Origin of the sequence: Helcococcus ovis (assembly GCF_004524775.2) — a bacterium.
Classification (GTDB): Bacteria; Bacillota; Clostridia; order Tissierellales; family Peptoniphilaceae; genus Helcococcus; species Helcococcus ovis.
On the sequence record NZ_CP119081.1, the window covers coordinates 847394 to 872343 of the forward strand.

General features: G+C 27.3%; 16 protein-coding genes. 4 read left to right on the forward strand and 12 right to left on the reverse strand.

The features are described from left to right. Positions 1–263: 263 nt before the first annotated feature. Genes EQF90_RS04020 through EQF90_RS04035 form a run of 4 tightly spaced genes read left to right on the forward strand, consistent with a single transcriptional unit; the run spans position 264 to position 8083 of the window. Positions 264–4478, forward strand: a complete 4215-nt coding sequence (locus EQF90_RS04020; RefSeq protein WP_134710677.1) for a VaFE repeat-containing surface-anchored protein — start codon at positions 264–266, stop codon at positions 4476–4478. Then, entirely contained in the window at positions 4475–6871 is a 2397-nt protein-coding gene (locus EQF90_RS04025; protein WP_134710678.1) for a SpaA isopeptide-forming pilin-related protein, read from the forward strand. The genes EQF90_RS04020 and EQF90_RS04025 overlap by 4 nt, the downstream gene beginning before the upstream one ends. Beyond that, positions 6868–7605, forward strand: a complete 738-nt coding sequence (locus EQF90_RS04030; RefSeq protein WP_134710679.1) for a class C sortase — start codon at positions 6868–6870, stop codon at positions 7603–7605. The genes EQF90_RS04025 and EQF90_RS04030 overlap by 4 nt, the downstream gene beginning before the upstream one ends. Then, complete coding sequence (locus tag EQF90_RS04035) at positions 7598–8083, forward strand: hypothetical protein (protein WP_134710680.1); 486 nt, start codon at positions 7598–7600, stop codon at positions 8081–8083. Before EQF90_RS04030 ends, EQF90_RS04035 begins: the two co-directional genes overlap by 8 nt. Positions 8084–8597: 514 nt before the next feature. Here the strand turns inward: EQF90_RS04035 and rny are convergent. The 12 genes from rny to infB form a co-directional block, all read right to left on the reverse strand. Continuing rightward, on the reverse strand, positions 8598–10139 hold the full coding sequence (gene rny / locus EQF90_RS04040; RefSeq protein ID WP_134710681.1) for a ribonuclease Y: 1542 nt from the start codon (positions 10137–10139) through the stop codon (positions 8598–8600). Between the two features lie 16 nt (positions 10140–10155). Next, complete coding sequence (gene recA, locus EQF90_RS04045; RefSeq protein ID WP_134710682.1) at positions 10156–11208, reverse strand: recombinase RecA; 1053 nt, start codon at positions 11206–11208, stop codon at positions 10156–10158. A gap of 25 nt (positions 11209–11233) precedes the next feature. Further along, positions 11234–11773, reverse strand: coding sequence for a CDP-diacylglycerol--glycerol-3-phosphate 3-phosphatidyltransferase (pgsA, locus tag EQF90_RS04050; protein ID WP_134710796.1), 540 nt, complete (start codon positions 11771–11773; stop codon positions 11234–11236). After that, complete coding sequence (locus EQF90_RS04055) at positions 11757–14012, reverse strand: FtsK/SpoIIIE family DNA translocase (protein ID WP_134710683.1); 2256 nt, start codon at positions 14010–14012, stop codon at positions 11757–11759. Before EQF90_RS04055 ends, pgsA begins: the two co-directional genes overlap by 17 nt. A 171-nt stretch (positions 14013–14183) precedes the next feature. Then, on the reverse strand, positions 14184–16268 hold the full coding sequence (gene pnp / locus EQF90_RS04060; protein WP_134710684.1) for a polyribonucleotide nucleotidyltransferase: 2085 nt from the start codon (positions 16266–16268) through the stop codon (positions 14184–14186). Between the two features lie 132 nt (positions 16269–16400). Then, positions 16401–16667, reverse strand: coding sequence for a 30S ribosomal protein S15 (gene rpsO, locus EQF90_RS04065; RefSeq protein WP_134710685.1), 267 nt, complete (start codon positions 16665–16667; stop codon positions 16401–16403). A gap of 123 nt (positions 16668–16790) precedes the next feature. Further along, the gene (locus tag EQF90_RS04070) at positions 16791–19589 is read right to left on the reverse strand and encodes a transglutaminase domain-containing protein (RefSeq protein ID WP_134710686.1); all 2799 of its coding nucleotides are present in this window, start codon (positions 19587–19589) and stop codon (positions 16791–16793) included. Between the two features lie 125 nt (positions 19590–19714). Continuing rightward, positions 19715–20650, reverse strand: coding sequence for a bifunctional riboflavin kinase/FAD synthetase (locus tag EQF90_RS04075; RefSeq protein WP_134710687.1), 936 nt, complete (start codon positions 20648–20650; stop codon positions 19715–19717). Next, a complete protein-coding gene (truB, locus tag EQF90_RS04080) occupies positions 20641–21531 on the reverse strand; it encodes a tRNA pseudouridine(55) synthase TruB (RefSeq protein WP_134710688.1) in 891 nt (296 codons plus the stop codon). The genes EQF90_RS04075 and truB overlap by 10 nt, the downstream gene beginning before the upstream one ends. Then, positions 21506–22477 carry a DHH family phosphoesterase gene (locus tag EQF90_RS04085; RefSeq protein WP_134710689.1) on the reverse strand — a complete coding sequence of 324 codons (972 nt, stop codon included), beginning with the start codon at positions 22475–22477 and terminating at the stop codon, positions 21506–21508. Before EQF90_RS04085 ends, truB begins: the two co-directional genes overlap by 26 nt. Further along, positions 22461–22838 (reverse strand): 30S ribosome-binding factor RbfA, encoded by a 378-nt coding sequence (gene rbfA / locus EQF90_RS04090; RefSeq protein ID WP_134710690.1) that lies wholly within the window; start codon positions 22836–22838, stop codon positions 22461–22463. Before rbfA ends, EQF90_RS04085 begins: the two co-directional genes overlap by 17 nt. Before the next feature lie 8 nt (positions 22839–22846). Next, positions 22847–24949 (reverse strand): translation initiation factor IF-2, encoded by a 2103-nt coding sequence (gene infB / locus EQF90_RS04095; RefSeq protein WP_134710691.1) that lies wholly within the window; start codon positions 24947–24949, stop codon positions 22847–22849. Position 24950 lies beyond the last annotated feature (1 nt).

Here is a 24950-nt window from a genome sequence, read left to right on the forward strand (position 1 = left end):
ATAATGACAGTTAGAACTTGATAAAATCTGATATAATATGTATAGAGAGGAAAAAAACATAATAAGTGAGAGAGAAAAAAATTTCTCTCTTTTTTTATTTTTAAAGGAGAAACAATGTATAAAATATTTTTTTATCTACTAATGATAAAATTTTTTGCAAAGTCACATTAAAAAAATTATTGAAATTATAGAAATATATAAAAGAAAATCAAGAAAACATGATAAATAATTTGTTCATTTTGAACGAAAAATAGAGGAGAAAAATGAAAAAAATTAAGAATAAATTAACTAAATCATTAAGTGCTATACTAGCACTTGCAATATTAATATCTGGAATAATAATTCCGAATAAAATTGTATTAGCAACACCAAGTAGTATTAGCGTAACAAATCATGGTGGCGGTAATTATAAAGGTTCAGATTATTTCACTTCAAGTGATGGATATTACATTTTTTGTGGTGAAGCATCTGAAATTCCTCCAGTTAACCCTGGGAACACTAAAACATTAACAGGTTGGAGAGAAGAAAATAATGAAAAAGTTAGAAAAGTAGCATATTATGGATATGCTTCTCCAGAAAAATGGAGTAAGTTGGAAACTTTTAATTTGTGGGGAACTCCAGCTAATAAAGGAAGTAAAGGATATCATTTAACACATTATGCATTATCAAATGTATGGGGTACATCACCAAAATATTTTATGAGAAATGCTGAAATGCAAGAATTTTTATCATACATTAATTCGAAACAGAATGCTCCTTCATGGTTTAAGGTATATTCAACAAAATCAGGTGGAACTCAAAGAATGTTTGCATGGAATTTTAACCAACCTACACCACCAAAAAAACAAAATTTATCATTATTAAAAACATCTGCAAATAAAACTTTAACAGATTTAGCAAGTAAAGGATATTCTTTAGCTAATGCTGAATATAAAGTATATAGTTCTAGAAGTGATGCACAAAATAATAAATCAAGCATTGGTACACTTATTACAACAGTTAATGGGTCATCAAATAAATTAGAACTAGATAAAGGTATATATTTTATTAAAGAAACTAAAGCTCCTAAAGGATTTTTCTTAGATGAACAAATTCATAGAGCTGATTTATCAAATGCAGATTATGAGTTAAAAGTAACTGATAAACCTAAATTTGATCCACTAAATTTATTGCTAACAAAAGTATCAAACACAGATGTTAAATTACCAGATGCTGAATTTGAAGTGAAATTTTATGATGGTGAATTAAACGAAAGTCAAGTTAAACAAGCTAGTTCTAAAAAGACATGGAAATTTAAAACTAACAATCAGGGACAAATAGCATTTGCTGATTCATTTAAAGTATCAGGAGATGATTTATTTACTTTTGAAGGAAATCCTGTCGGGTTAGTAGGTACTTATACATTTAAGGAAGTAAAAGCTCCTAAAGGATATATATTAGATGATACATTATATATAGCACATGTAAAAGATGATGGAAAAGTAGATAAAGTAAACGGAAATGGTACAGTATATAATGCACCAATTGTAAAAAATGATAATCAAAAAGCTAAATTCTCAATTACAAAAATTGATAGTGAAACAAATAAAGGCTTAAAAGATGTAGTATTTAGTTTAATGAAAGATAATCAAGAAGTAAAAAAATTAACTACATTAGAAAATGGTAAGATTGAATCTGGTGATTTAGATTTTGGAACATATACATTAAGAGAAATTAATGTACCTAAAGGATATACACAATTACCTGGAGATATTACTATCGTAATAGATGGTGATGAAACTGGAAATGAATATAGTACAAATATTAAAGTTAGCGGTGAAAACCAAACATTAAAAGGTACAAATATTGAAATTTCTAACCATTCTCAAAAAGGTAAATTAATCTTAGAAAAAACAGCTAAAGTATTAACTGGTATTTCAAAAGATGAACAAACAGGAATTACTAAATTAGAATTTACAGACACATTCTTAGAAGATACAACATGGAACTTAATTGCTAGTGAAGAAATTAAATCTATGGATAATCAAACAGTATTTTATAAAAAAGGTGATGTTGTAAAGACAATTAATACTGTAAAAGAAAAAGCTGTAGAAACAAATGATATTCCTTTAGGAAAATATATCTTAAAAGAAATATCTACACCAAAACAATTTGTTCTAGATAAAAAAGAATATGAAATTGAATTTACACCTCAAGCTAAAGAATTAAAAATTCACAGTATAACTGAAAAGAAATATAACGAAAGAAAAGATATTAGCTTTGATTTAGTAAAAGAATTTGAAAATTCTAATTTATTTACTTATAAACCAAAAGCTGAATTTGGATTATTCTTAAAAGAAGAATATAGAGAAAATGGAGTTATAATTCCGGCAGATACTATGTTAGATAAAAAGATTTTTGAAGTAACAAAAGACTTTGAAACAAAAGAACAAACTAAAAAACCAAAAATTGTTGAAATAGATAAAGAAATTACAAGATATGAAATATCAGTATTTGAAGAAAAACAAGTTGATGATAAAGATAAACCAATCTTTAGTAAAGATAAAGAAAATGCAGAAGTAATTGGATATGAACAAAAAACAGAAAAAACTTTATTAGATTTAATTAAAGTAAATACTTTAGAAGAAAAAGAAGCTAAAACTAAAGAATTAGAAGAAGCAGGAAAAGTATTTGATGTAAAAGAAATTAAAGAAACTGTAAAAGAAAATGTTTTAAGTGATACTGAAAAAACAAGCACAAATGTAACAAAATTCTCTGTAAAAGGTACATTTGAAAATATCTTAATTGATGGAAAATTCTATGTAAAAGAAATCTCAACAGATGAAAATTATGTAATAGACAATGAAAAACATGAAAAAGAAATTGATTTTACAAATGTAGAAGAAAAACACACAACTTTACCTGAAACAAAAGTAATTAACAAATTACAAAAAATTAAAATTGAAGTTGTAAAAACTGAAGAAGGCGATAAGAAAATACCAGTACAAGGTGCAAGATATAAACTTGTTGCTGTAGATCCTGAAAAAGGTGAAACTGTTGTAGGTATTTATACAACTGATTCTAAAGGAAAACTAAGTGTTACAGAACTTCCAAAAGGTAAATATTACTTAGAAGAAGTAAGTGCACCAGTAGGATACTTTAAATCAGAAGGAAAAGTTGAAATTGATACAACAAATAAATCTCATGGAGAAAAAATTGTTGTAGAAGTTGAAAATCAAAAAATACCTGAAATTAAAACTAATGCAACAGATAAAGAAACTGGTAAGAAAAACATTAATCCAACAAAAACTGTAACAATTAAGGATAAGGTAACTTATAAAGATTTAGTTGTAGGTAAAACTTATACATTTAAAGGTGTATTAATGGATAAAGAAACAGAAAAACCTTTAACAGGAAAAAGTGGTAAAACTTATACAGCAGAATTAACATTTAAAGCAACACAAAGAAATGGTTTTGTGGAATTAGATTTTATTGTTGATAGTGAAGCAATTAGAGGAAAAGAAACAGTAGTATTTGAAGATTTATATAAAGATGGAAAACTATTAGTATCACATAATGATATAAATGATAAAGATCAAACTGTAAAAATTACAAATCCTGAAATTAAAACAAAATTTTCATCAACAAAAGAAGATAAAAAAACACTTGATCCAATTAGCGTAATCTCATTAACAGACCATGTACAATACAATAATTTAGTAATCGGTGAAGAATATCAATTAGATTTAGTTGTTATGAATAAAGAAACAAATAGACCATTATTAGATGAAAAAGGACAAAAAATTAAATCAACAAAGAAATTTGTAGCAACATCTAAAGAAGGCATAATTCCTGTAGTTGTAGATATTGATTTAAATAGATTAAGAGGAGCTGAAATAGTAGCATTTGAAGAATTAACATTCAATGGTGAAATTATGGCAATTCATAAAGAAATCAATGATAAAGATCAAACTGTAAAAATTACAAATCCTAAAATTAAAACAAAATTTACTGATATAAAAGGTGATAAAACAATATCTGGTAATTACAAAATAAAATTAGTAGATAATGTCGAATACAAAGATTTAATTATCGGTAATGAATATGAAGTAAAAATGAGAGTTGCTATTAAAGGTACTAATCCAATTGAATTTATAAAAGATGAAAATGGAAATGATTTAGTAGTAATAAAGAAATTTATTGCAGATAAAAAAGAAGGAATAATACAAATAGAAGTTGATTTAGATTTATCAACATTAAAAGGTAAAGAAATAGTAGCATTTGAAAAGATTTATCAAAATGGAAAATTAATTGCTAGCCATGAAGATATTAATGATAAAGATCAAACAATAGAAATACAAGCACCAGAAATGCCACTAACAGGGTCATTAAAACAACATACAAACTTAATTATAGGTGGATTATTATTAGCGTGTGGATTAATAGTATTAAATAGAAAAAATAAATTGATAAAGAAAAATAATTTGGAGGAAGAATGAAAATAAAAAAATTAGCAAAAAGATTCTTATCTTTTGTATTAGCAAGTTCGATATTTCTATCGTCTTGTATAACAGATAGAATACTTGCCTCTGGTGCTAGTATTCCACAAACAAATGATATTGTTATACAAAAATTAGAATATAAATATTCTAAATTACTTAGAGATGATGTTTTAGAAAATAAAAATTCTGTCGGACATGCTGAGGTTCATAGTGAAATAATAAATAACAAAGACACAAATTCTCTTGACACAGTAGCAACTACAAGAGATAAAAAATTGGGCGAATTAAACAATTTAACTGATGAAGCAATTCAAAATACAGGTGATGTTTTAGATTTAACAAATCTTCAAACAAGCTATGATGTAAAAAAATATTCTAGAAAGCTTTATGGAGAAGTAGAGTTTGCGATATTTGAGCTTGATAGACGAGATCAAACACTAAAAGAATTAATACCTTCTCAAAGTTACAAGCTAAACATGACAGCACAAGAAAAAAAAGCATTTTCTCAATCTCAAATGAAATCGGCTGAAACAGTAGGAAATAAAATTGAACAAGCTTATAAAAATGGAAATATATTACCATATGGAGCTAAACTTATAAAAAAACAATTCGTTGATGAAACAGGTAAAACAGTATTTGATAAAATTCCTACTTATGAAGATGTAAAAGGAGTTAAAGAGGGGAGATTATACATGATAATAGAAACTAAAGCACCTAAAACTGTAGTTTCTAAAGCAAAACCAATGTTTTTATATCTTCCAATCACGAATAATGATCATATAAGTTATAAAACAACCATTAACTTATATCCAAAAAATGAAGTTAAAGAAGGCGTATTTGGATTTCAAAAATACAAAGATGATGGTGATGGGAATTTAAACACAAATAATGGAGCATTAAAAGGGGCTAAATTTAAGATATATAAAGGTACACCAGAACAATTTAAAAAAGCTAAAGCATTAAAAAACTCAAATGGAGAAGACATTGTTGTAACAACAAATGAAAAAGGTAAATTAGATATTACCGGAATTGTAAGAGGACAATATTTTTTAGTAGAAATTGAATCAGACAATCTTGTTGATGGAATGATGATAGATGCAACTAAATATCAAAAAAGAGAAGGATTTAAGTACTTAGCAGGGTTTGATTCTTTGCTTAATCAATACAATATATTAGCTTTTCACATGGATCAAGATGGTATAGTAAGAACTGGTTCAAAATTTAATGCTGGTAAAATATTAAACAATATAAACTTACTAGAATATACAAATCATTTTGTTCCAGGTTTTAAGAAAAATCTTAAATCTGAAAGAAAATTAGAACAAGGTTTTGATTATTTTGAAGATATTCCTTTTGAATTAGTGTTTGAAATTCCTGATAATATTCATGAATATTCTAAATTTGAAGCAAAAGACCAACTTGAAAAAGCTGGTAATATAGATATGATTTCTGATAACTTTACTCCAACAATAGAAGCAGAATATGTAAAAGGTAAAGATGGGAAAATAGCCTTTGATGTTGTTACAGATAAAGAAATAAAGCTTGTAAGGGATAAGGATTATTTTGTTAAAGAAGTAAATGAAAATAACAAATTTGAAATTTCGTTTGTTAATCCATTAAAAGCTAATATGTCCGCAAAAGACGTGACAAGAGAAAATAATAGATTTTCAAAAAATGTATTAAATGCTCAAAAGATATATGTAAGATATCACGCTCAATTAAAAGCTAATGCAACACCTGATGTTTTATATAATAACAAAGCTGAATTTACTTATAATAATGCTCCTGAAAAAGGTTTAACTAAAGATAGATACAATCATGATGGTAAAAAATTTCAAACATTTGGTTATAAGTTTATAAAAAAAGACAATGGATTGTTCAATAAAGGATTGTTGAAGAATACACTTGAAGGAGCAGAATTTATAATAAGAAATGAAGAAGGACTTTATTTTAATGGTTATAAGCATAATGAAAATGCTACCGGTGGTATAGAACCTGTTTGGGTTAAATATGAAAGTGATGAAATAGCATATAAAGAACTTAAAAATAGTAAAAATCACAAAGATGCAATTATGATTTCTAATTCAGAAGGTAAATTTGAGGTAAGAGGATTAAAAGCAGGTAATTATATAGCTGTAGAGATGAAATCTCCAACAGGATATAGGCTTTCTATTAATCCTGAAACGAAATTTACAATTAAAGAAAAATCATTTACACAAACAACTCAAAGACCATTAACAATCACGAATGAAAAATCGCCAGAAATGCCACTAACAGGGTCTGAAGAACTTGCAATTAGGTATATAAAAATAACTTTAATATTTATCGTTAGTTTAGTTGTTGTCTTGTTTGTAGCAAAAAAAAGACAAAAAGAAAGAAATACTAGATGAAAAACAGAAAAAAAACTATGCTTTTTGATATTGTTTTAGTGGTAATCTCATTGATTTCGATAGGATATTTATTATATCCTATCTATCAATCAAGAGTAATAGAAAAAAGAAATTCTATAAAAACAATACAAAATTATTTAGAAAGTAAAAATGGAAATATAAACACATCTTCTATAAATATCAATGATGTTGATCCAATTGATGAAGTTGTAGGAGTTATTTATATTCCAAGAGTATCTATAAATTTACCAATTTTTTTAGGGGTATCTGATCAATCATTATCGCAAGGTGCAGGTTTAATGAAAGAATTTGGGTTATTAGAAGTAAAAAAAGGGGTTAATTCAGTGATAACATCTCATAACGGTGAATCAGCTTCAGGATTATTTTCAAATCTTGAATATATGAAAATAGGAGATGATTACTATATTCAAACAAAAAAAGGTATACAAAAATATATAGTAAAAAAAATATTTACAGTCTTACCTTCTGATATAAACGTATTAAAGCCTGATAAAGATAAAATACAAACAACTTTATTAACATGTGTGCCTTTTGGAATAAATTCGCATAGATTATTAGTAAAAGGTGAATTTGTAGAATTAGTTAATGAATTTCCAGAAATGAAATTTGTTCTGAGTAATTATGAAAAAAAAGCAGTTGTTTTAATTTCTGGTTATATTATTTTAGCTTTATCAATTAAAATTATAATGAAGAAAAGAGGGAAAAATGAATAAAAAAATTAGAGTATTTTTATTATTAGCTGTACTTTTTGTTTTTAGCTTTAGTTTTTTTTCAAGCACTTTTGCTAAAGAAAATGAAAACAAACTGACAATAATATCAGAAAATGCACAAAGAAAAGCTATTTTAGGTTTTAAGTATCAAGTTAAAAATATTGATACAAATGAAGTAGAAATAATAGATTTAACAAAAAAATCACAGGAAGAATTAATATTAAAAAATGGAAATTATTTAATATCACAAACTCAACGACCTAAAGGATTTAAAGAGGAAAAAGATGTTAGAATATCGTTTCCATATAAATTAGAAGATGGCACATACACAAGAGAAGTTAAAGTTTTTACTAAACATATTATAGCAAATACGACTAATCCAGAAACAGGAGATAGAGGAATAGCTTTATTTGGAGCTATGGCAATCATTTCCACAATAGGATTAGGGGTAATATTAATAAGAAATAAATTTAAGGCTTAATAAATAACTTAAAAATAGACGGGGATTGTATTCTCGTCTATTTTTATTATTTTAATAAAAATAAGAAATTAGTGATATAATGATATAAAGGAAAATAGAAAAACAATAAAATAATAGGTTTAATTTTAATTAAGAAAAGGTATGAAAATATTAGAAAGGATATATAATGGATTTTTCAAAATGTAAGATAAATCCCCTTAAAATATATGGTGGGGCAAATGGAAATAAGAAGGGAATATAAATATTTAATAATAATTTAATATTAAATGTTTTCTCTTTACAGATACTTTGTCACAAAATAGTTATTTTGTGACAAAGTATCATAAACGAAATAGGATCCTTAAATTTTCAATCTATATACGTTTTATTTATATTTCACTAATATATCTTAAAATTTGAAGCTATAAAATCGATTCTAAGCGACGTTTTTATGTTTAGACATATAATTATACCTTTAATATTTAATAATATAAAAAAGACAATCAAAAAATTATGATTGTCTCCTATAATTATATTATTTTGCATATGCAACAGATCTTGTTTCTCTGATTGTATGAACCTTAATTTTACCTGGGTATTCTAATTCATTTTCAATTTGTAATGCAATTTCATTTGATAAAATTGTTAGTTGATCGTCTGAAATTTTTTCAGGTTCAACCATAATTCTAATTTCACGACCAGCTTGTATAGCATATGCTTTTTTAATTCCATCATATGATGTTGCAATTGCTTCAAGATTTGTTAATCTTTGTAGATATGCTTCTAAAGCTTCACGTCTAGCTCCAGGTCTTGATGCTGAAATTGCATCAGCAGCTTGTACTATCATAGCTTCTAATGAATTAAATGGAACATCAAAGTGATGTGCCTCAACACAGTGTATAATTTCTTCTTTTATTTTATATCTTCTTAATAGGTTTACGCCAATTTCTACATGTGTTCCTTCAATTTCGTGATCCAAAGCCTTGCCGATATCATGTAATAAACCGCCACGTCTTGCGATTCTATCATTTATACCTAATTCTTTTGCCATAATACCAGCAATATTAGCCACTTCAACTGAATGCCACAATACGTTTTGTCCATATGATGTTCTATAATTTAATTTACCTAAAACTTTTACCAGGTCTGGATGTAAACCATGAACTCTTGCTTTTTCACATGCTTCTTCACCATATTCTTTAGTTCTTTGCTCGATATCTTCAAGAGCTTTTTGATACATTTCTTCAATTCTTGCTGGGTGTATTCTACCATCAACCATTAAATATTCTAATGTAAGCTTAGCAATTTCACGTCTTCTCGGATCGTAGCACGATAAAACTATAGCTTCAGGTGTATCATCTATAATTAAGTCAACACCTGTTAAACTTTCAAACGAACGTATGTTTCTCCCTTCACGCCCGATAATTCTCCCTTTCATTTCATCACTTGGTAATGATACCACTGAAACTGATGACTCAGCAACTATTTGTGATGCTTGTCTTTGAATTGCAGTTGCAACAATTTCTCTCGATAAACGTTTTTCTTCTTCACGAGTTCTAGCTTCAAACTCTCTTAAAATTAATGCTTTATGATGTTCTGCTTCATCTGCGACTTGTTCTAATATAATATCTTTTGCTTCGGTTTGTGTTAAACCAGAAATTCTTTCCAATTCAGAAATTTGTTTACTTAGTGTTTCTTCAATTTCCGCTTCTTTTGATTCGATATTTTTAATTTTATTATTTAATGAATCATTTTTTCTATCTAATTTATCTAATTTTTTATCTAAATTTTCTTCTTTTTTAACTAACCTTTGTTCGTGTTTGTCTATTTCACTTTTACGCTTTTTATTTTCTTGTTCAATATTTTGTTTTAATTTATAAATTTCATCTTTAGCTGTCAATATTGCTTCTCTCTTTAGAGATTCAGCATCTTTATTTGCATCATCAATTATTCTTCTTGAAATTTGTTCTGCAGAATTAATTTTTTTTCTATCTGCATTTTGTTTTATAATTGAAACAATTATATATCCAATAATAACTCCCACTATTAAGGTTAGTGCATAGTATACAAAACCCATGCTAACCTCCTAGATGCTATTTAATCATTCCTTCTTCTTCATCATCTTCTAATGCTTCGTGTTCTTCAGAAGGTTGATTTACTTTTTTCAATTTTTCTCTAATTTTCATTTCTATTTCTTTGTAAATATCTCCATTATTTAATAGATATTCTTTAACATTTTCACGGCCTTGTCCTAATCTATCTCCATTATAACTATACCATGAACCAGCTTTATCAACTATTTCAAAGTCTACAGCCGAATCTAGTACTGTACCAACTTTTGATATACCTGTACCATACATAATATCAAATGTTGCAGTCTTAAATGGTGGAGCGACCTTATTTTTCACTACTCTTACTTGAGTGCTGCTTCCGATAACTTCATCACCATTTTTAATTTGATCTTTTCTTCTTATATCAAGTCTAACACTTGAATAGAATTTAAGAGCAATTCCACCTGTTGTTGTTTCAGGATTTCCAAACATTACACCAATTTTTTGACGCAATTGATTTAAAAATATAACTGTTGTATTTGATTTTGCAACTATACCAGTTAATTTTCTCATAGCCTGACTCATAAGTCTTGCAAGTAAACCAACGTGACTATCACCCATATCACCTTCAATTTCAGCTCTCGGAACAAGTGCTGCGACTGAGTCAACAACAATAATATCTACCGCATTAGATCTTACTAATGATTCTGTAATTGCTAATGCTTGTTCACCCGTATCCGGTTGTGATAAAACCAAATTATCAATATCTACGCCTAAATTTCTTGCATAATGCACATCTAAAGCATGTTCAGCATCAATAAATGCACCGATTCCTCCCATTTTTTGAGCTTCTGCAATACAGTGTAATGCTAATGTTGTTTTACCAGATGATTCTGGTCCATAAATTTCTACAACTCTCCCTCTTGGTAGTCCACCAATTCCTAATGCAATATCTAAATTTATTGCACCAGTAGGAATCGCTTCAATATCAACTGATTTTGGAGCTTCACCAAGAACCATTATTGAACCTTTACCGTATGATTTTTCTATTTGGGATAAAGCACGATCTAAGGCTTTTCTTTTTTCTTTATCCATTGTATTTTCAGTAATAACTAACCTCCTAAATATTTTCTAAATCTAGAACTTTTATATTCTTAATTAAGTAATCTAAACCAGAAATAATAGTTAAAACTACTGAAATGTAAAGTAATATACTAAAAATTAAACTTGGAATAAATGTTAATATTCCACTTAATAAATACATAATTATTGTAATCATCTGACTTATAGTTTTTAGTTTACCATAAATTGATGCAGCAATTGTAATATTATTTGATGCTGCTAGGATTCTTAATCCATCAATTAATAATTCTCTAAAAATAATAACTATAACAGTCCAAGCGGGAATAATATTAACTCCGGCTAAAACCATAAAACCAGCTTGTGTCAATACTTTATCTACTAAAGGATCCATAAATTTACCAAATGTGGTAACCAAATTTCTAGATCTGGCAATGTACCCGTCTAAAAAGTCAGTAAATGATGTAAGTGCAAATATTACCGCCGGTAAAATTGAACTTAATTTATATATATTAAATATAATAACAAAAACTGGAACCATTAAAAGTCTAATTAGAGTTAATTTATTCGGTAAATTCATTTTCAATAATTTCTTCATTACTATCTTCCATTTCAATTTCTTCTAAAGTTTTAAGTATATTTCTAGGCTTGCTTCCATCCTGTTCGCTTACAATTCCTTTTCTAGTCATCTGGTCAATTATACGACCGGCTCTAGCATATCCTACTCTAAATCTACGTTGAATAGCAGAAATCGAAGCTTGATTTTCACTTATAACAAAGTTTACAGCTTCATCAAATAATTCATCAAGATCATCTACCGATTCACCGGATTTATTTGCAGCTTCTGTAATCACTTTATTAAAGCTCTCATCATGTTTAATTTCTTCATTTTTATTTTTTACAAATGTAACAACTCTTTCAACTTCACTATCCGTTAAAAATGCACCTTGTGCACGTTTCGGTTTTGGAAGTTTTCCTGGATAATAAAGCATATCCCCTTTTCCTAATAATTTTTCAGCTCCGGACATATCAATTATAGTTCTTGAATCTATATTTGATGCAACCTGAAATGCTATTCTAGATGGGATATTAGCTTTAATAATACCTGTAATTACATTAACACTTGGTCTTTGAGTTGCAATTAATAAATGAACACCACTAGCTCTACCCATTTGAGCCAGTCTTGTAATATAATTTTCAACATCTTTGGATGCTTCCATCATTAAATCAGATAACTCGTCAATGATAACAACTAAATATGGCATTTTTTCTAATGTACCATCTTCATTATCTTCTTCAACTTTTTTATTATATGATTTAATATCTCTACATCCAGTTTTTGAAAATTTCTCAAAACGTGTAGTCATCTCTTTAACAGCTTCATATAAAGATGCTGTAGCTTCTTGAGCCTTCGTAACTACTTTTCTTCCTTTTAGATGAGGTATTCCAGAATATATTTTTAATTCAACCATTTTAGGATCAATCATAATAAATTCAACCTCGTTTGGAGAATATTTATATATAATACTCATTATGATAACATTCATAAGAACAGATTTACCTGATCCTGTAGCACCTGCAATAAGTAAATGAGGCATTTCATTAATTTTTGCATATAACGGTTTGCCAAATAAATCTTTACCAACCGCAACTGTGATGTCATCATCTTCTTTTTGAAATTCATCAGTGGAAATTAAAGATTTAAATGTAACAATGTCTTTATTTTGATTTGGAACTTCTATTCCTACATAAGGTTTTCCAGGAATAGGAGCTTCAATTCTAATACCAGGTGATGCTAGTGCCATAGCTAAATTATTTGATAAGTTAACTATTTTACTTACTTTAATACCTGATTGCGGTTTAACTTCATATGAAGTTACAGTTGGTCCATTGTTAATATTTACAACTTCTGAAGATATACCAAAACTTTCTAATGTATCTACGATTATATCAGCATTGCCTAATAATCTCGTTTCATCATCAGTTTTAGACTCAATTTGATTATTTAATAAGTCCATTGGTGGCTTAGTATATTGATAATTATCATCATATACTATACCGAGTTGATCATAATCATTTTCTTCATCGATTTCTTTATTCACTGAATTATTTTCTGTATTTTGCTTATGATATGAAATTTTTGGTTCAATACGAGGTTCAAGTTTATCAGAACTTGTATTGTTTTTTAATTCATTTTTATTTTCAATTTTATTATCAAAGATAAAACTTTTTTCCTTAACATCATTATTATTCTTAATAGTTTTAGGTGCTTTAGAATTAAAAGTTTTAAGCTTATAAAATAAATTTTTGAAAAATTCAGACATAGATTTATCAAATAAATAAAAATATGAAGCAAAATATACAAATATAGTAAATATATATATACCAATATTGGCAATTAAAGCATTAAATAAAAAATACAAAGTGGTAAAAATTATACCTACTCCTGTATACTTTAACGCTTGATTATATGAGTTTTGAATATATGATGAATAATTTACACCAATACTGTAGAAAGTAGACAAAAATATCCCCGTCACTACAAATAATAGTGAAATTACAATAATTTTATGTTTATTTGAATCATAAAATTTTTTATTTAGTAATGCAAAAAACATAAAAACCATATATATCGGTAAAATATAAGCTGTCAAACCAAAAAGAATAAAAAGACCTTTACTAAATACTTCGCCTATTATTCCCATTTTATCCTTAAAAATAATAGATGATATTATAAATATAAATAAAAATAATGTAATAATCGACTTAATAGCAAAATTTTTATTATTTGTGGTAGTCTTTTTTCTTTTATTCGCCATATTTCCTCCATAAAAACTCAACTTTATTATACCATATTTAGTACAATTTTGAAATAAACATTTAAACTTAAAAATACTAAATATTTATTATCTATAATAAAAAGTAGCCTCAGCAGGATCAATAAATAAAAAATGAGTTAGATTTTCTCTAACCCACTTTAATTTTATTTTTTATTCAAATACTCTTGATAAATTTATTCTACCTTTATCATCAATTTCTAATATTTTGACCATTAATTCATCGCCTTCTTTTACAACATCTTCAACTTTTTGTACTCTCTTTTTATCCAGTTTACTAATGTGTATAAGCCCTTCTTTGTTGTGTCCAAATGATACGAAGCATCCAAAGTTCATGATTTTAATTACTTTTCCTAAATAGATATCCCCTACTTCAGGCTCCTCAACAATACTTTCTATCATTTCAATAGCTCTCTTTCCACCTTCTCCATTTTGAGAAGAAACTGTCACAAGTCCCTCGTCAGTGATATCAATTTTTACTCCAGTTTCATCGATTATCTTATTAATTGTCTTACCGCCGGAACCAATAACTTCCCTAACTTTTTCAGGTTTAATTTGAATTGTATAAATTCTTGGAGCGTTTGGTGATAATTCTTTTCTTGGCTCTGCAATTGTTGTCGTAATTACATCTAAAATTCTTAATCTTGCACTTTTAGCATCTGCTAAAGCTGTAGTTAAGATTTCTCTATTTATACCATCAATTTTAATATCCATTTGTAATGCTGTAATACCTTCTTTTGTACCAGCAACTTTAAAATCCATATCTCCCAAGTGATCTTCTAGACCCTGAATATCTGTTAAAATTGCAATGTCATCATTTTCTTTTATTAAACCCATAGCAATACCGGCAACAGGTGCTTTTATCGGTACCCCTGCATCCATTAATGATAATGTAGAACCACAAACTGAAGCCATTGATGAAGAACCATTTGATTCTAAAACTTCCGAAACTAATCTTATAACATATGGAAATTCTTCTTGTGAAGGAATTACAGGTTCTAATGCTCTTTCAGCAAGTCTACCATGTCCAATTTCTCTTCTGCCGGGACCACGCATTCTTCCTACTTCTCCTACTGAAAATGGTGGAAAGTTATAGTGATGAATGTATCTTTTCTTAACTTCTTCATCTGTTAAACCGTCAATATATTGAACATCACTTGGTGAACCCAATGTAGCTATGTTTAATACTTGAGTTTGCCCTCTTGTAAATAAACCTGATCCATGTACTTTCGGTACAAGAGCAACTTCGGCAGATAATGGCCTAATTTCATGCATTTGTCTACCATCTGGTCTAATCTTATCAACAGAAATTAATTTTCTAACTATTTCTTTTTCTAATTTATCAAAGATTGCAATAACTTCTTTATTTCTTAATTCAACATCTTCAAAATCTTCTGTCACATAAGTTTCAATGATTTCTTCTTTAACTGCATCTAATTCTTCTTGTCTTGTTTGCTTATCTATACCTTGTAGTGCAGATTTAATTTTGTCATAAAATTCTGATTCTATTTCATTTTTCAATTCTTTATCTACATCTTTGAACTCAAATACTTGTTTTTCTTTACCAATTTCATCAATAATAGTTTGGATAAAATCACATATTCTCTTTATTTCTTCATGACCAAATAAAATAGCTTCCAGCATTTCATCTTCGGTTAATTCATTTGCACCGGCTTCTACCATCATAATAGCATCTTTTGTACCCGCAACCGTTAAATCTAAATCTGAAATTTCTCGTTGAGCTTGTGTTGGATTTATTATATATTCTCCATCAACATATCCTACTGAAACAGAACCTGTAGGTCCATTAAAAGGAATACTTGAAATGCCTAAGGCAACTGATGAGCCTACCATTGATAATATACCTACATCATGATTTTCATCAGCAGATAGTACTGTAGCAATTATTTGAACATCATTTTTATATCCTTCTGGAAATAGTGGTCTTAAGGGTCTGTCCATCATACGTGCTTTTAATGTTGATTCGTCAGATGGTTTACCTTCTCTTTTAACATATCCTCCGGGAATTCTACCTACTGCATACATTTTTTCTTGAAATTCACATGAAAGTGGAAAGAAGTCAACACCTTCTCTAGGTGTATCAGTTCCTACTACTGTAACTAAAACCATTGAATCTCCAGCTTTAATTGTAACAGACCCCCCGGCTTGTTTAGCCATCTTACCTGTTTCTATTTCAAATGAATTGTATTTTGAACTATATTTGTAATTTTTTACCATTTTTTCTCCTATTGATAGCACCTGCCATCTTATTTTATATATTTCTTTTTTATGTACAGATATATAATATCATAAAACAAGTAAAAATGTGAATAAAAAAAACTGCCATACATTTGTATGACAGTTTCAAAATTATCTTCTAATTTGTAATTTTTCGATCAATGAACGATATCTTTCAATATCTTTCTTTTCAAGATAATTTAATAATCCTTTTCTTTGACCGATTAACATAAATAATCCTCTTCTTGAAGCATGATCTTTAGGATTTTGTTTTAAATGTTCTGTTAACTCTTTAATTCTGTGAGAAAAAATAGCTACTTGAACTTCTGGAGAACCTGTATCTCCTTCTTTTCTACCAAATTCCTTGATTATTTCTAATTTCTTTTCGTTTGAAATCATGATTTCCTCCTATATTTTTTATTCACTATGACCGAGTTTAGAACGGAGTTATCTTAAACCAAGCCAAAGTACTAAATAAGTATAACACAGAATTTTTATAGTGTAAATATTTTATTTAAATATTTATTTTTTATAATCAAATAAAATTTCTTTGCTTTCACCTAATGTAATTCTTTGTTCTTTTTTAGCTTCTCTTTTTACACCCCAACGGCCTATTTTTTTAGGAGTACCGTATTTACTTATATAATAATCGTCTGCATATTCTATATATGTATCTCCTACATAACCTAATTTATCAATCTCAAAAAGAATTTTATTATTATTTTTGTGTATTACTTTATATTTTACTTGTTTCTTTTGTGTATTTTTACTTATTTGTGTTTGTTCATATTCTAATTTTTCTTGTAATTTTTTAAGATGTGTATGTGAATCTGTTTCATTAATTGCATTAATATATTTAACTGATTCAGATATACTAAAGTTAGATGTATTAGCATTTTTTATGATTTCTTCTTTATTATTGTTATGATTAATTAGTTTATCATCATCTTTAATAACATTAAGAGAAATCATAGGCGTTGTTTGTAAATAACCTTGATATTCTCTTTCAATAATTAATTTAAGAGATAAGTTTGAATCTAACATATCTTTCATATTAGAAATACTATACTTTTCTGTGAACATATAATTTGCATTATTAGGATGTTCAAAATTATCTTTTTGTTCATTATATAGCCATTTCACATTATTTTTATCAACTAAATACATTTTATAACCATCTAATTTTTGAGTTTGTCCAAAAACGTCAAATATTATAGTAGGATCAATGTATTTTTTTATAACATCTATGAATTTATTATATCCTTCTTTCTTGACATCTGTTGAATTTATTTGATAAGCTTCTTGATTATTTTTTGTTGAAATCGTTAATCTATTTTTTTCTGGTGCTTTTTTTACTGTAATTGTTAATTCTTTTTTAACTCTTAAATTATCATTACCTGTAGCAACAACATTTACTTTGTACTCTCCTGGATTATCAAATCTTACTTTTTCAAGGTCTAAAATTTCTAACTTAATATTACCTTTATATTTATTTAGGTCTCTGTGACTAGCTGAAACTTTACTAAAAATTTTCTTTGTTAATTCTTGTTTTTTTTCTTCTTTTTGTTTTTTATTATAGTCACTTGCCAAATTGTCATTATAATGATGATATTGGTCTATAGATATATTATCATAACCATTCATAGTGAATATAAATGTTTCTGGTTTAGGCATTTTATCCTTAGAAAGAAATCTAACTTTAACTTTTTTACTTTTCACTTCTACATTATCATTATAAAGTTCAATTTCTACTTCTTTACCGGATATATTTGATAGTTCATCATAGTTATTATTTGTAGACTTTGCTAAAACATCAATTTTTTCTGCACTACCTAATTCTAAAATTTTATTAGAGTTTGTTGATTTTATAATAGTAGCACCTAACTTTTTAGGTAAATCTTTTAATGTAGTTCCAGTCAATACATTTACTGTTTCATTTTTTTTATGAGCATATGTTATTTGCGATATAGGTTTTACATTGTTTTTGATATATGCAATATCATCAAAGCTTAATATATCATTCTTTATTTTCGATTCTGATTTAACAGGACTGAAAAAAGGTTTATTGTCTGAATGTAATTCCCTTTCATTATTGTATTGATAATACAATTTTTCCATTTTATAATCTTCAGGAACAAGGTCGACTTCATTTTTATTCCATATAGCTATATCTATATAATCAATATATTCATATTTCCTAGTTTTTGAGTCTATAATTCCTGATGGTTTTACTATTTGTTTTTCTAAGGAAGAATCACTAACTAAAAATCTATCATACCTATATTTAGGATTTTGTCTAGAAGAAACAGCGTCATGTGTCACATCTACATGATACCATCTACCATCTATTTTTACTTGATTCCACATATGGTTTGCCCATGAAAAATTTTTATAATTAACAGTATTTACTTGTGTTTTAAAATAATCTATATCCTTTATGTTTTTGGCCTCTTGTGATTTATCACCTCTCTTCCAATATTTAAACATACTTGTTCCTCTTAGAATCTTAGATTCAAGTCCCATCTTATATGCCAATCTATCAAATAACATTGCATATCCTTGACAAACAGTATTTTCTCCAAAAATAGCAGCAGGTAATGTATGCGATTCATATTCCTTTCCAATTTTATCATTTAATTTTGGTTTAACTAGAGTAGGATTATTAGGTTGAACATTAAAATTAGGGGCAACATTTTTTACAATAAAGTCATGAATTATTAATGCTTTTTTAAAATCTTCTGAATCAGGTGTATTTTTAAATTTTGTTTTATATTCTTCATCAAGTTTCTTTTCTAGCCACTTAGCAACTTCATCCAAATATTTTTCTGCTCTCATCACATCTTCTTTTAATGTTGCATAATTAAATCTAGTTATATATCTATATATACCTTTTTCAAAATTAACTTCTTCTTTATCTGTTTTCCATTCTCCATAGATATGTTTAATTAAACTCCCATATGAAGGTGTATAAAGAACTTCTTCTAAAACTTTTTTATCAAATCCATCCGGTCCATAAAATATAACGGCCGGTTGTTGCTCCATAATTGCTTTTATAACATATTCTTGAGTTTCGTTAACACTTAACACACCATCGGGAGCTTGTGTGGGCTTATCATATGGAATAGGTTTTCTAAGATAATCTAACAATTCTTGTGATGGCTTAAATTTATCTTTTTTTACATGCATTTCATCGGATGCATATATTGAAGATGAAATATATCGATTATTTCCTCCTTGTACAACAATATTAGGTAATAATAGCACTCCTAATACTACAGATACGAAACCTACAGATAACTTTCTCATACCGTATTTTCTCATAATATAATACTTCTCCTCTAAAAATTTTATAAATAATTATGAAATAAATATATTATAAATTTATTATATTAATTATTTATATTATTTCTGTTAAATTACATAACAGATTTTCAGATTATATCATACTAAAATTTGTTTTTAAAGTTAAGTAAAACCTTGTAATCGTTATCCATACATTTCATTAATTCTTCTTTTGTATTAAATTTGATTTGGTTTCTAATTTTTTTTATGAATTCTATTTCTAATTTATCTCCATAAATTTTTTTATTAAAATCTGATATAAATACTTCAATTTTTATATTTTTACTATCCGTAACAGTTGGATTTGTACCGATAGATGTTAATGATAAATATTTTTTTTCATCATGATATACATAGGTTAAATATACACCTTCTTGAGGAATGATATAATTAAAATTCATAGATATATTAGCAGTAGGATATCCCAATACAGTCGAACCAATCTTATTTCCATGAATTACAGTTCCGGAAATTTTATAATTAGTTGTTAAAAAATATTTTATTTTATCAACTTTTCCATTAGTTATGCATTCTCTGATTAGAGTTGAAGAAATTTTCTGACAATTATTCATTACATAATCAACTATTTCTACATCAATTTTCCCTTCTCTTTTATATTTTAATAATAAGTCGGTATTTGCAATTTCTTTTTTACCAAATGTATAATCAGGCCCACAAACTAATGTATTAACATTTAGCGTATCTTTTATAAAATTAAAAATAAATTCTTCACTATTAAGCTTTGCAAAATCTAAATTGAAATCTATTAAATAAATAATATCAATTCCTAAATTATCTAAAATTTTTATCTTATCATTTAATGATGAAATATAGTACTTAGGAAATGATGGAAATAAATCATTAGTATGTTGCTTAAAAATTAATACAGAAGATTTTAAATTATATTTTTTAGCAATAGATATAACCTTTTTTATAATATTTCTATGCCCTAAATGAAATCCGTCAAAATTTCCAAGTCCAATAATTGACTTTTCAAATATATCATTTTTATTATTGTCTAAATCAATAATTATTGACATAATACTTTCTCCATTTTTAATATGTTATTTTTAATTTTACCTATTCCTATAAAATCATTATTTACAGACACTACTATGTCCTTATTTTGATTAAAAATACCATTGTATTTTATAGTTTTTATATTTACTCGTTGTCCATTAATTAATCTAAATTTTAAATCTTCTAAAATATTTATTTGCCCTAAATTATATAAACATTTTTCGGCGGGGATAACGTTTTCTAATATTTCCTCAAAATTTAGTTCATTAATTTTAGAAATATCTATTGCATTAATTAATTCAAATTTACCTACTCTATTTCTAATTAAATCAGTCATATGAGCAAAAGTATTTAGTTTTAATCCAATATCGTGAATTAGTGATCTTATATATGTTCCCTTAGAACATGAAACTTCTATTTTTGCATATTCATTGGATAATTCAAGAAGTTTTATATCATATATTTTTACGTTTCTTTTTTTAATTTCAACTTCTTTTCCTTCTCTTGCATATTGATATAACTTTTTTCCATTTACTTTTAATGCTGAGTAAATCGGAGGAGTTTGTTCAATTATTCCTTTAAAACCCTCCAATACATTTTTAACTTCATTTACTTGAAAAATTTTATTATCTGATTTATTAGTTATTTCACCTTCAAAATCATAAGTTGTAGTAGCCTCTCCAAATTTTAGAGTCGCTATATATGACTTGCCTTGATTCATTATATAATCACTTACTCTTGTAGCATTACCAATACAGATTGGTAGGACACCTGTTGCCATTGGATCTAATGTGCCAGTATGTCCTACTTTTTTTATATTTAATTTTCTTCTTAAAATAGCAACAACATCATGAGAGGTCATTCCCTTAGCTTTATTAACGACTAAGATCCCCATCTTCATAAAGTTTCTCCAATCTTTTTATAACTTTGTCAAATACTTCGTTTAGTGTCCCCTCGTAATTTGCTCCGGAAGCTCTTACATGGCCACCTCCGCCAAATTCAACCGCTATCCTAGATACATCAATAATTTCTTGAGATCTAAAGCTTATTTTTTGTTTATTTGGTTCATCTTCTTGAACTATTGCAGAAACTTCAATTCCATCAATAGTTTTTAACAATGAAACAATTCCTGATGTTTTATCAAAATCTAAATTATATTTTTCAACTAAATCTTTAGTTATCATTGCAACTATGATTTTATCTCCAATTCTAGTTGCATTTTTTATCACATCAGCTTGAAACAGTAATAAATTAGTATTTAGTTTATCATAAAGATTGTCATGAATTAATTTTCTATTTGCATTTATATCCAATAGTGCAGCAGCCGCTCTTAATGTTTTAGAAGTTGAAGATTCATAGACAAACCTATATGTATCTGTCAAAATTCCCAAATATAGATAGGTTGCAGCATCCTCCGGTATAATTACATCATAGTCAATACATAATTCTGTGACAATTTCACAAGCTGAGCTTGCTTCTAAAACAATGTTCAAATCTGCAAAATGTGTATTAGTGATATGATGATCTATATTTGCGGTATTTTTTGCTAGTTCAAAATATTTAACACTATCTCCAATTCTTTCAATATCACCACTATCCACAGCTATAAACAAATCTATTGAATCATTAAACTCATCATTATAATATAAATCATCTCTATATATAAACTCTAAATTAGTTGGAAAATCATCATTTTTAATAATTTTTACATTTTTACCTAAATTTTTTAACGTAAGAGCTAAACCAAAAGAGGATCCAATTGAATCCCCATCCGGATTTATATGTCCCGAAATTAAGATATTATGTGATTTTTGTACTAATTTGAAAAAATCATTCTTCACGTTCATTTTGTGCCTCTGTATCTTTTTTTATTACTTCACTAATCAATTTTTCAATTCTCATTGCTTCCTCAATGTTATCATCTAATATAATTTTTAATTGAGGAATATGTCTTAAGTTCATTCTTTTACCTAATTCACGTTTTATATAACCGATAGAACTTTGTAAACCATCAATTGTATCACATTTTTCCTTATCACTACCTAAAACTGAAATATAAATTTTAGCAGATTGTAAATCATCAGTCAATTCAATATCTGTGATAGAAGTTATAGGTGCAATTCTTGGATCTTTAATATCATTACTAATCATAACAGATATTTCTTTTTTTAATTCTGATTCGATTCTTTTGATTCTTTTTTTATCCATTTTTACTCCTATCTTTCAACTTCTTTATCAATAAATGCTTCTAAAGTATCTCCAACTTTTATGTCATTATAATTTTGAATACCCAAACCACCTTCATAGCCTTGGTTTAATTCTTTAACATCATCTTTATAACGTTTTAATGAGGTTATTTCTCCTTCATGTATTACAACATCGTTTCTTAATAATCTTATTTTTGCATTTCTTTGCATTTGTCCATTTGTAACATAGATACCAGCTATATTACCTACATTAGGTACTCTAAATACTTCTCTTACCTCAGCAGTACCAATAACTTGTTCAACAAACTTAGGTGCTAACATACCATTTATGGCTTTTTTGATATCTTCAATAGCTTCATAAATAACTCTATATGTTCTTATTTCAATATCCTGAGCTTCCGCTTGAGATTTAGCCCCTTGATTTGGTCTTACATTAAATCCTATAATAATTGCATCAGAAGCTGAAGCTAACATAACATCAGATTCATTTATACCTCCTACAGCCCCGTGAATTACATTTACTTTAACTTCTTCATTTGAAAGTTTAGTTAAGGATGTACTTACAGCCTCTATAGTACCTTTTACGTCTGTCTTAACAATTATATTAAGGCCTTTAACTTCCCCATCAGAAATTTTATTAAACAATTGATCCAAATTAACTTTAGATGTTCTCTTGATAAACTCATCTTTTTCTTTTTGTGCTGCTCTATCAGCAAATTTTTTACCTAATTTTTCGTCTTCAATAGCATAAATTTTATCCCCTGCTTCAGGAACATCTGATAAACCTAAAATTAATACAGCAGTTGAAGGTTTTGCTTTTTTTACTTCTTTTTGATTACTATCAAACATTGCCCTTACTTTACCACTTGAACGTCCAGAAACAACAAAGTCTCCCTTATTTAACGTACCTTTATTTATAAGTACTGTTGCAACTGGTCCCCTACCTTTATCTAATTGTGCCTCTATAACAATACCAACAGCCGGTCTATTTGGATTAGCTTTCAATTCTTCAATTTCTGCAACCATTAAAATCATTTCCAATAGCTCATCTATACCTTCACCAGTATGTGCTGATACAGGAATCATAATAGTTTTTCCACCCCAATCTTCAGGTGTTAAGCCCTGTTCTGCTAATTCGGATTTTACTTTATCAGGATTTGCTTCATATTTATCCATTTTATTTATGGCAACTATTATTGGTACACCAGCAGCTTTAGCATGATTTATAGCTTCAATAGTTTGAGGCATAACTCCATCATCAGCAGCTACTACCAATATAGCTATATCTGTTGCATTAGCACCTCTTAATCTCATTTGAGTAAAGGCTTCGTGACCTGGAGTATCTAAAAATACAATTTTCTTTCCATCAACATATATTGAAGAAGCACCAATATGTTGTGTAATTCCACCAGCTTCAGTACTTGTAACTCTAGAATGTCTCATTTTATCTAGAAGAGATGTTTTACCATGGTCTACATGTCCCATAACTGTAACTACAGGAGCTCTTAATTCTAAATCTTCTTCTTTATCTTCAAAGTCAATACTTGAAATATCATTTGCATCATTTTCTTCAACTAATAACTTTTCTTCAACTTCAATATCAAATATCATACCTATTTCTATTGCTTTTTCAATTTCAATTTCTTGGTTCATATTTGACATTATACCCATTTTCATAAGTTCAGTTATAATTACTGTTACCGGTTTATTTAATTTTTCAGCGAATTCTTTAATAGTAATACCTTCTTCAATATAAACAATTTTTGATTCAGCTTGTTCTTGCTTTACATCTTCTTTGAATTCAACTTGTAATTTTTTATCTTTTTTTTGTTTCTTTTTCTTCTTTCTATCTATTTTTTCATATTCATCATTATATTCTTCGTAATCTTTTATTTCTTCTTTTTCAATTATTTCTTTTTTCTTTTTATTTTTATTGCTCTTTTCTTCTTCAAGTTCAGCAAAATATTCTTTTATTAGTTCTAAGTTTTCATCCTCTAAAACTGACATATGACTAGAAACTTCTAAACCAAACTCTTCGTCTAATATTTTAATTAATCCTTTACTTGATAATTTTAATTCTTTCGCCAATTCATATACTCTTGTTTTTGACATA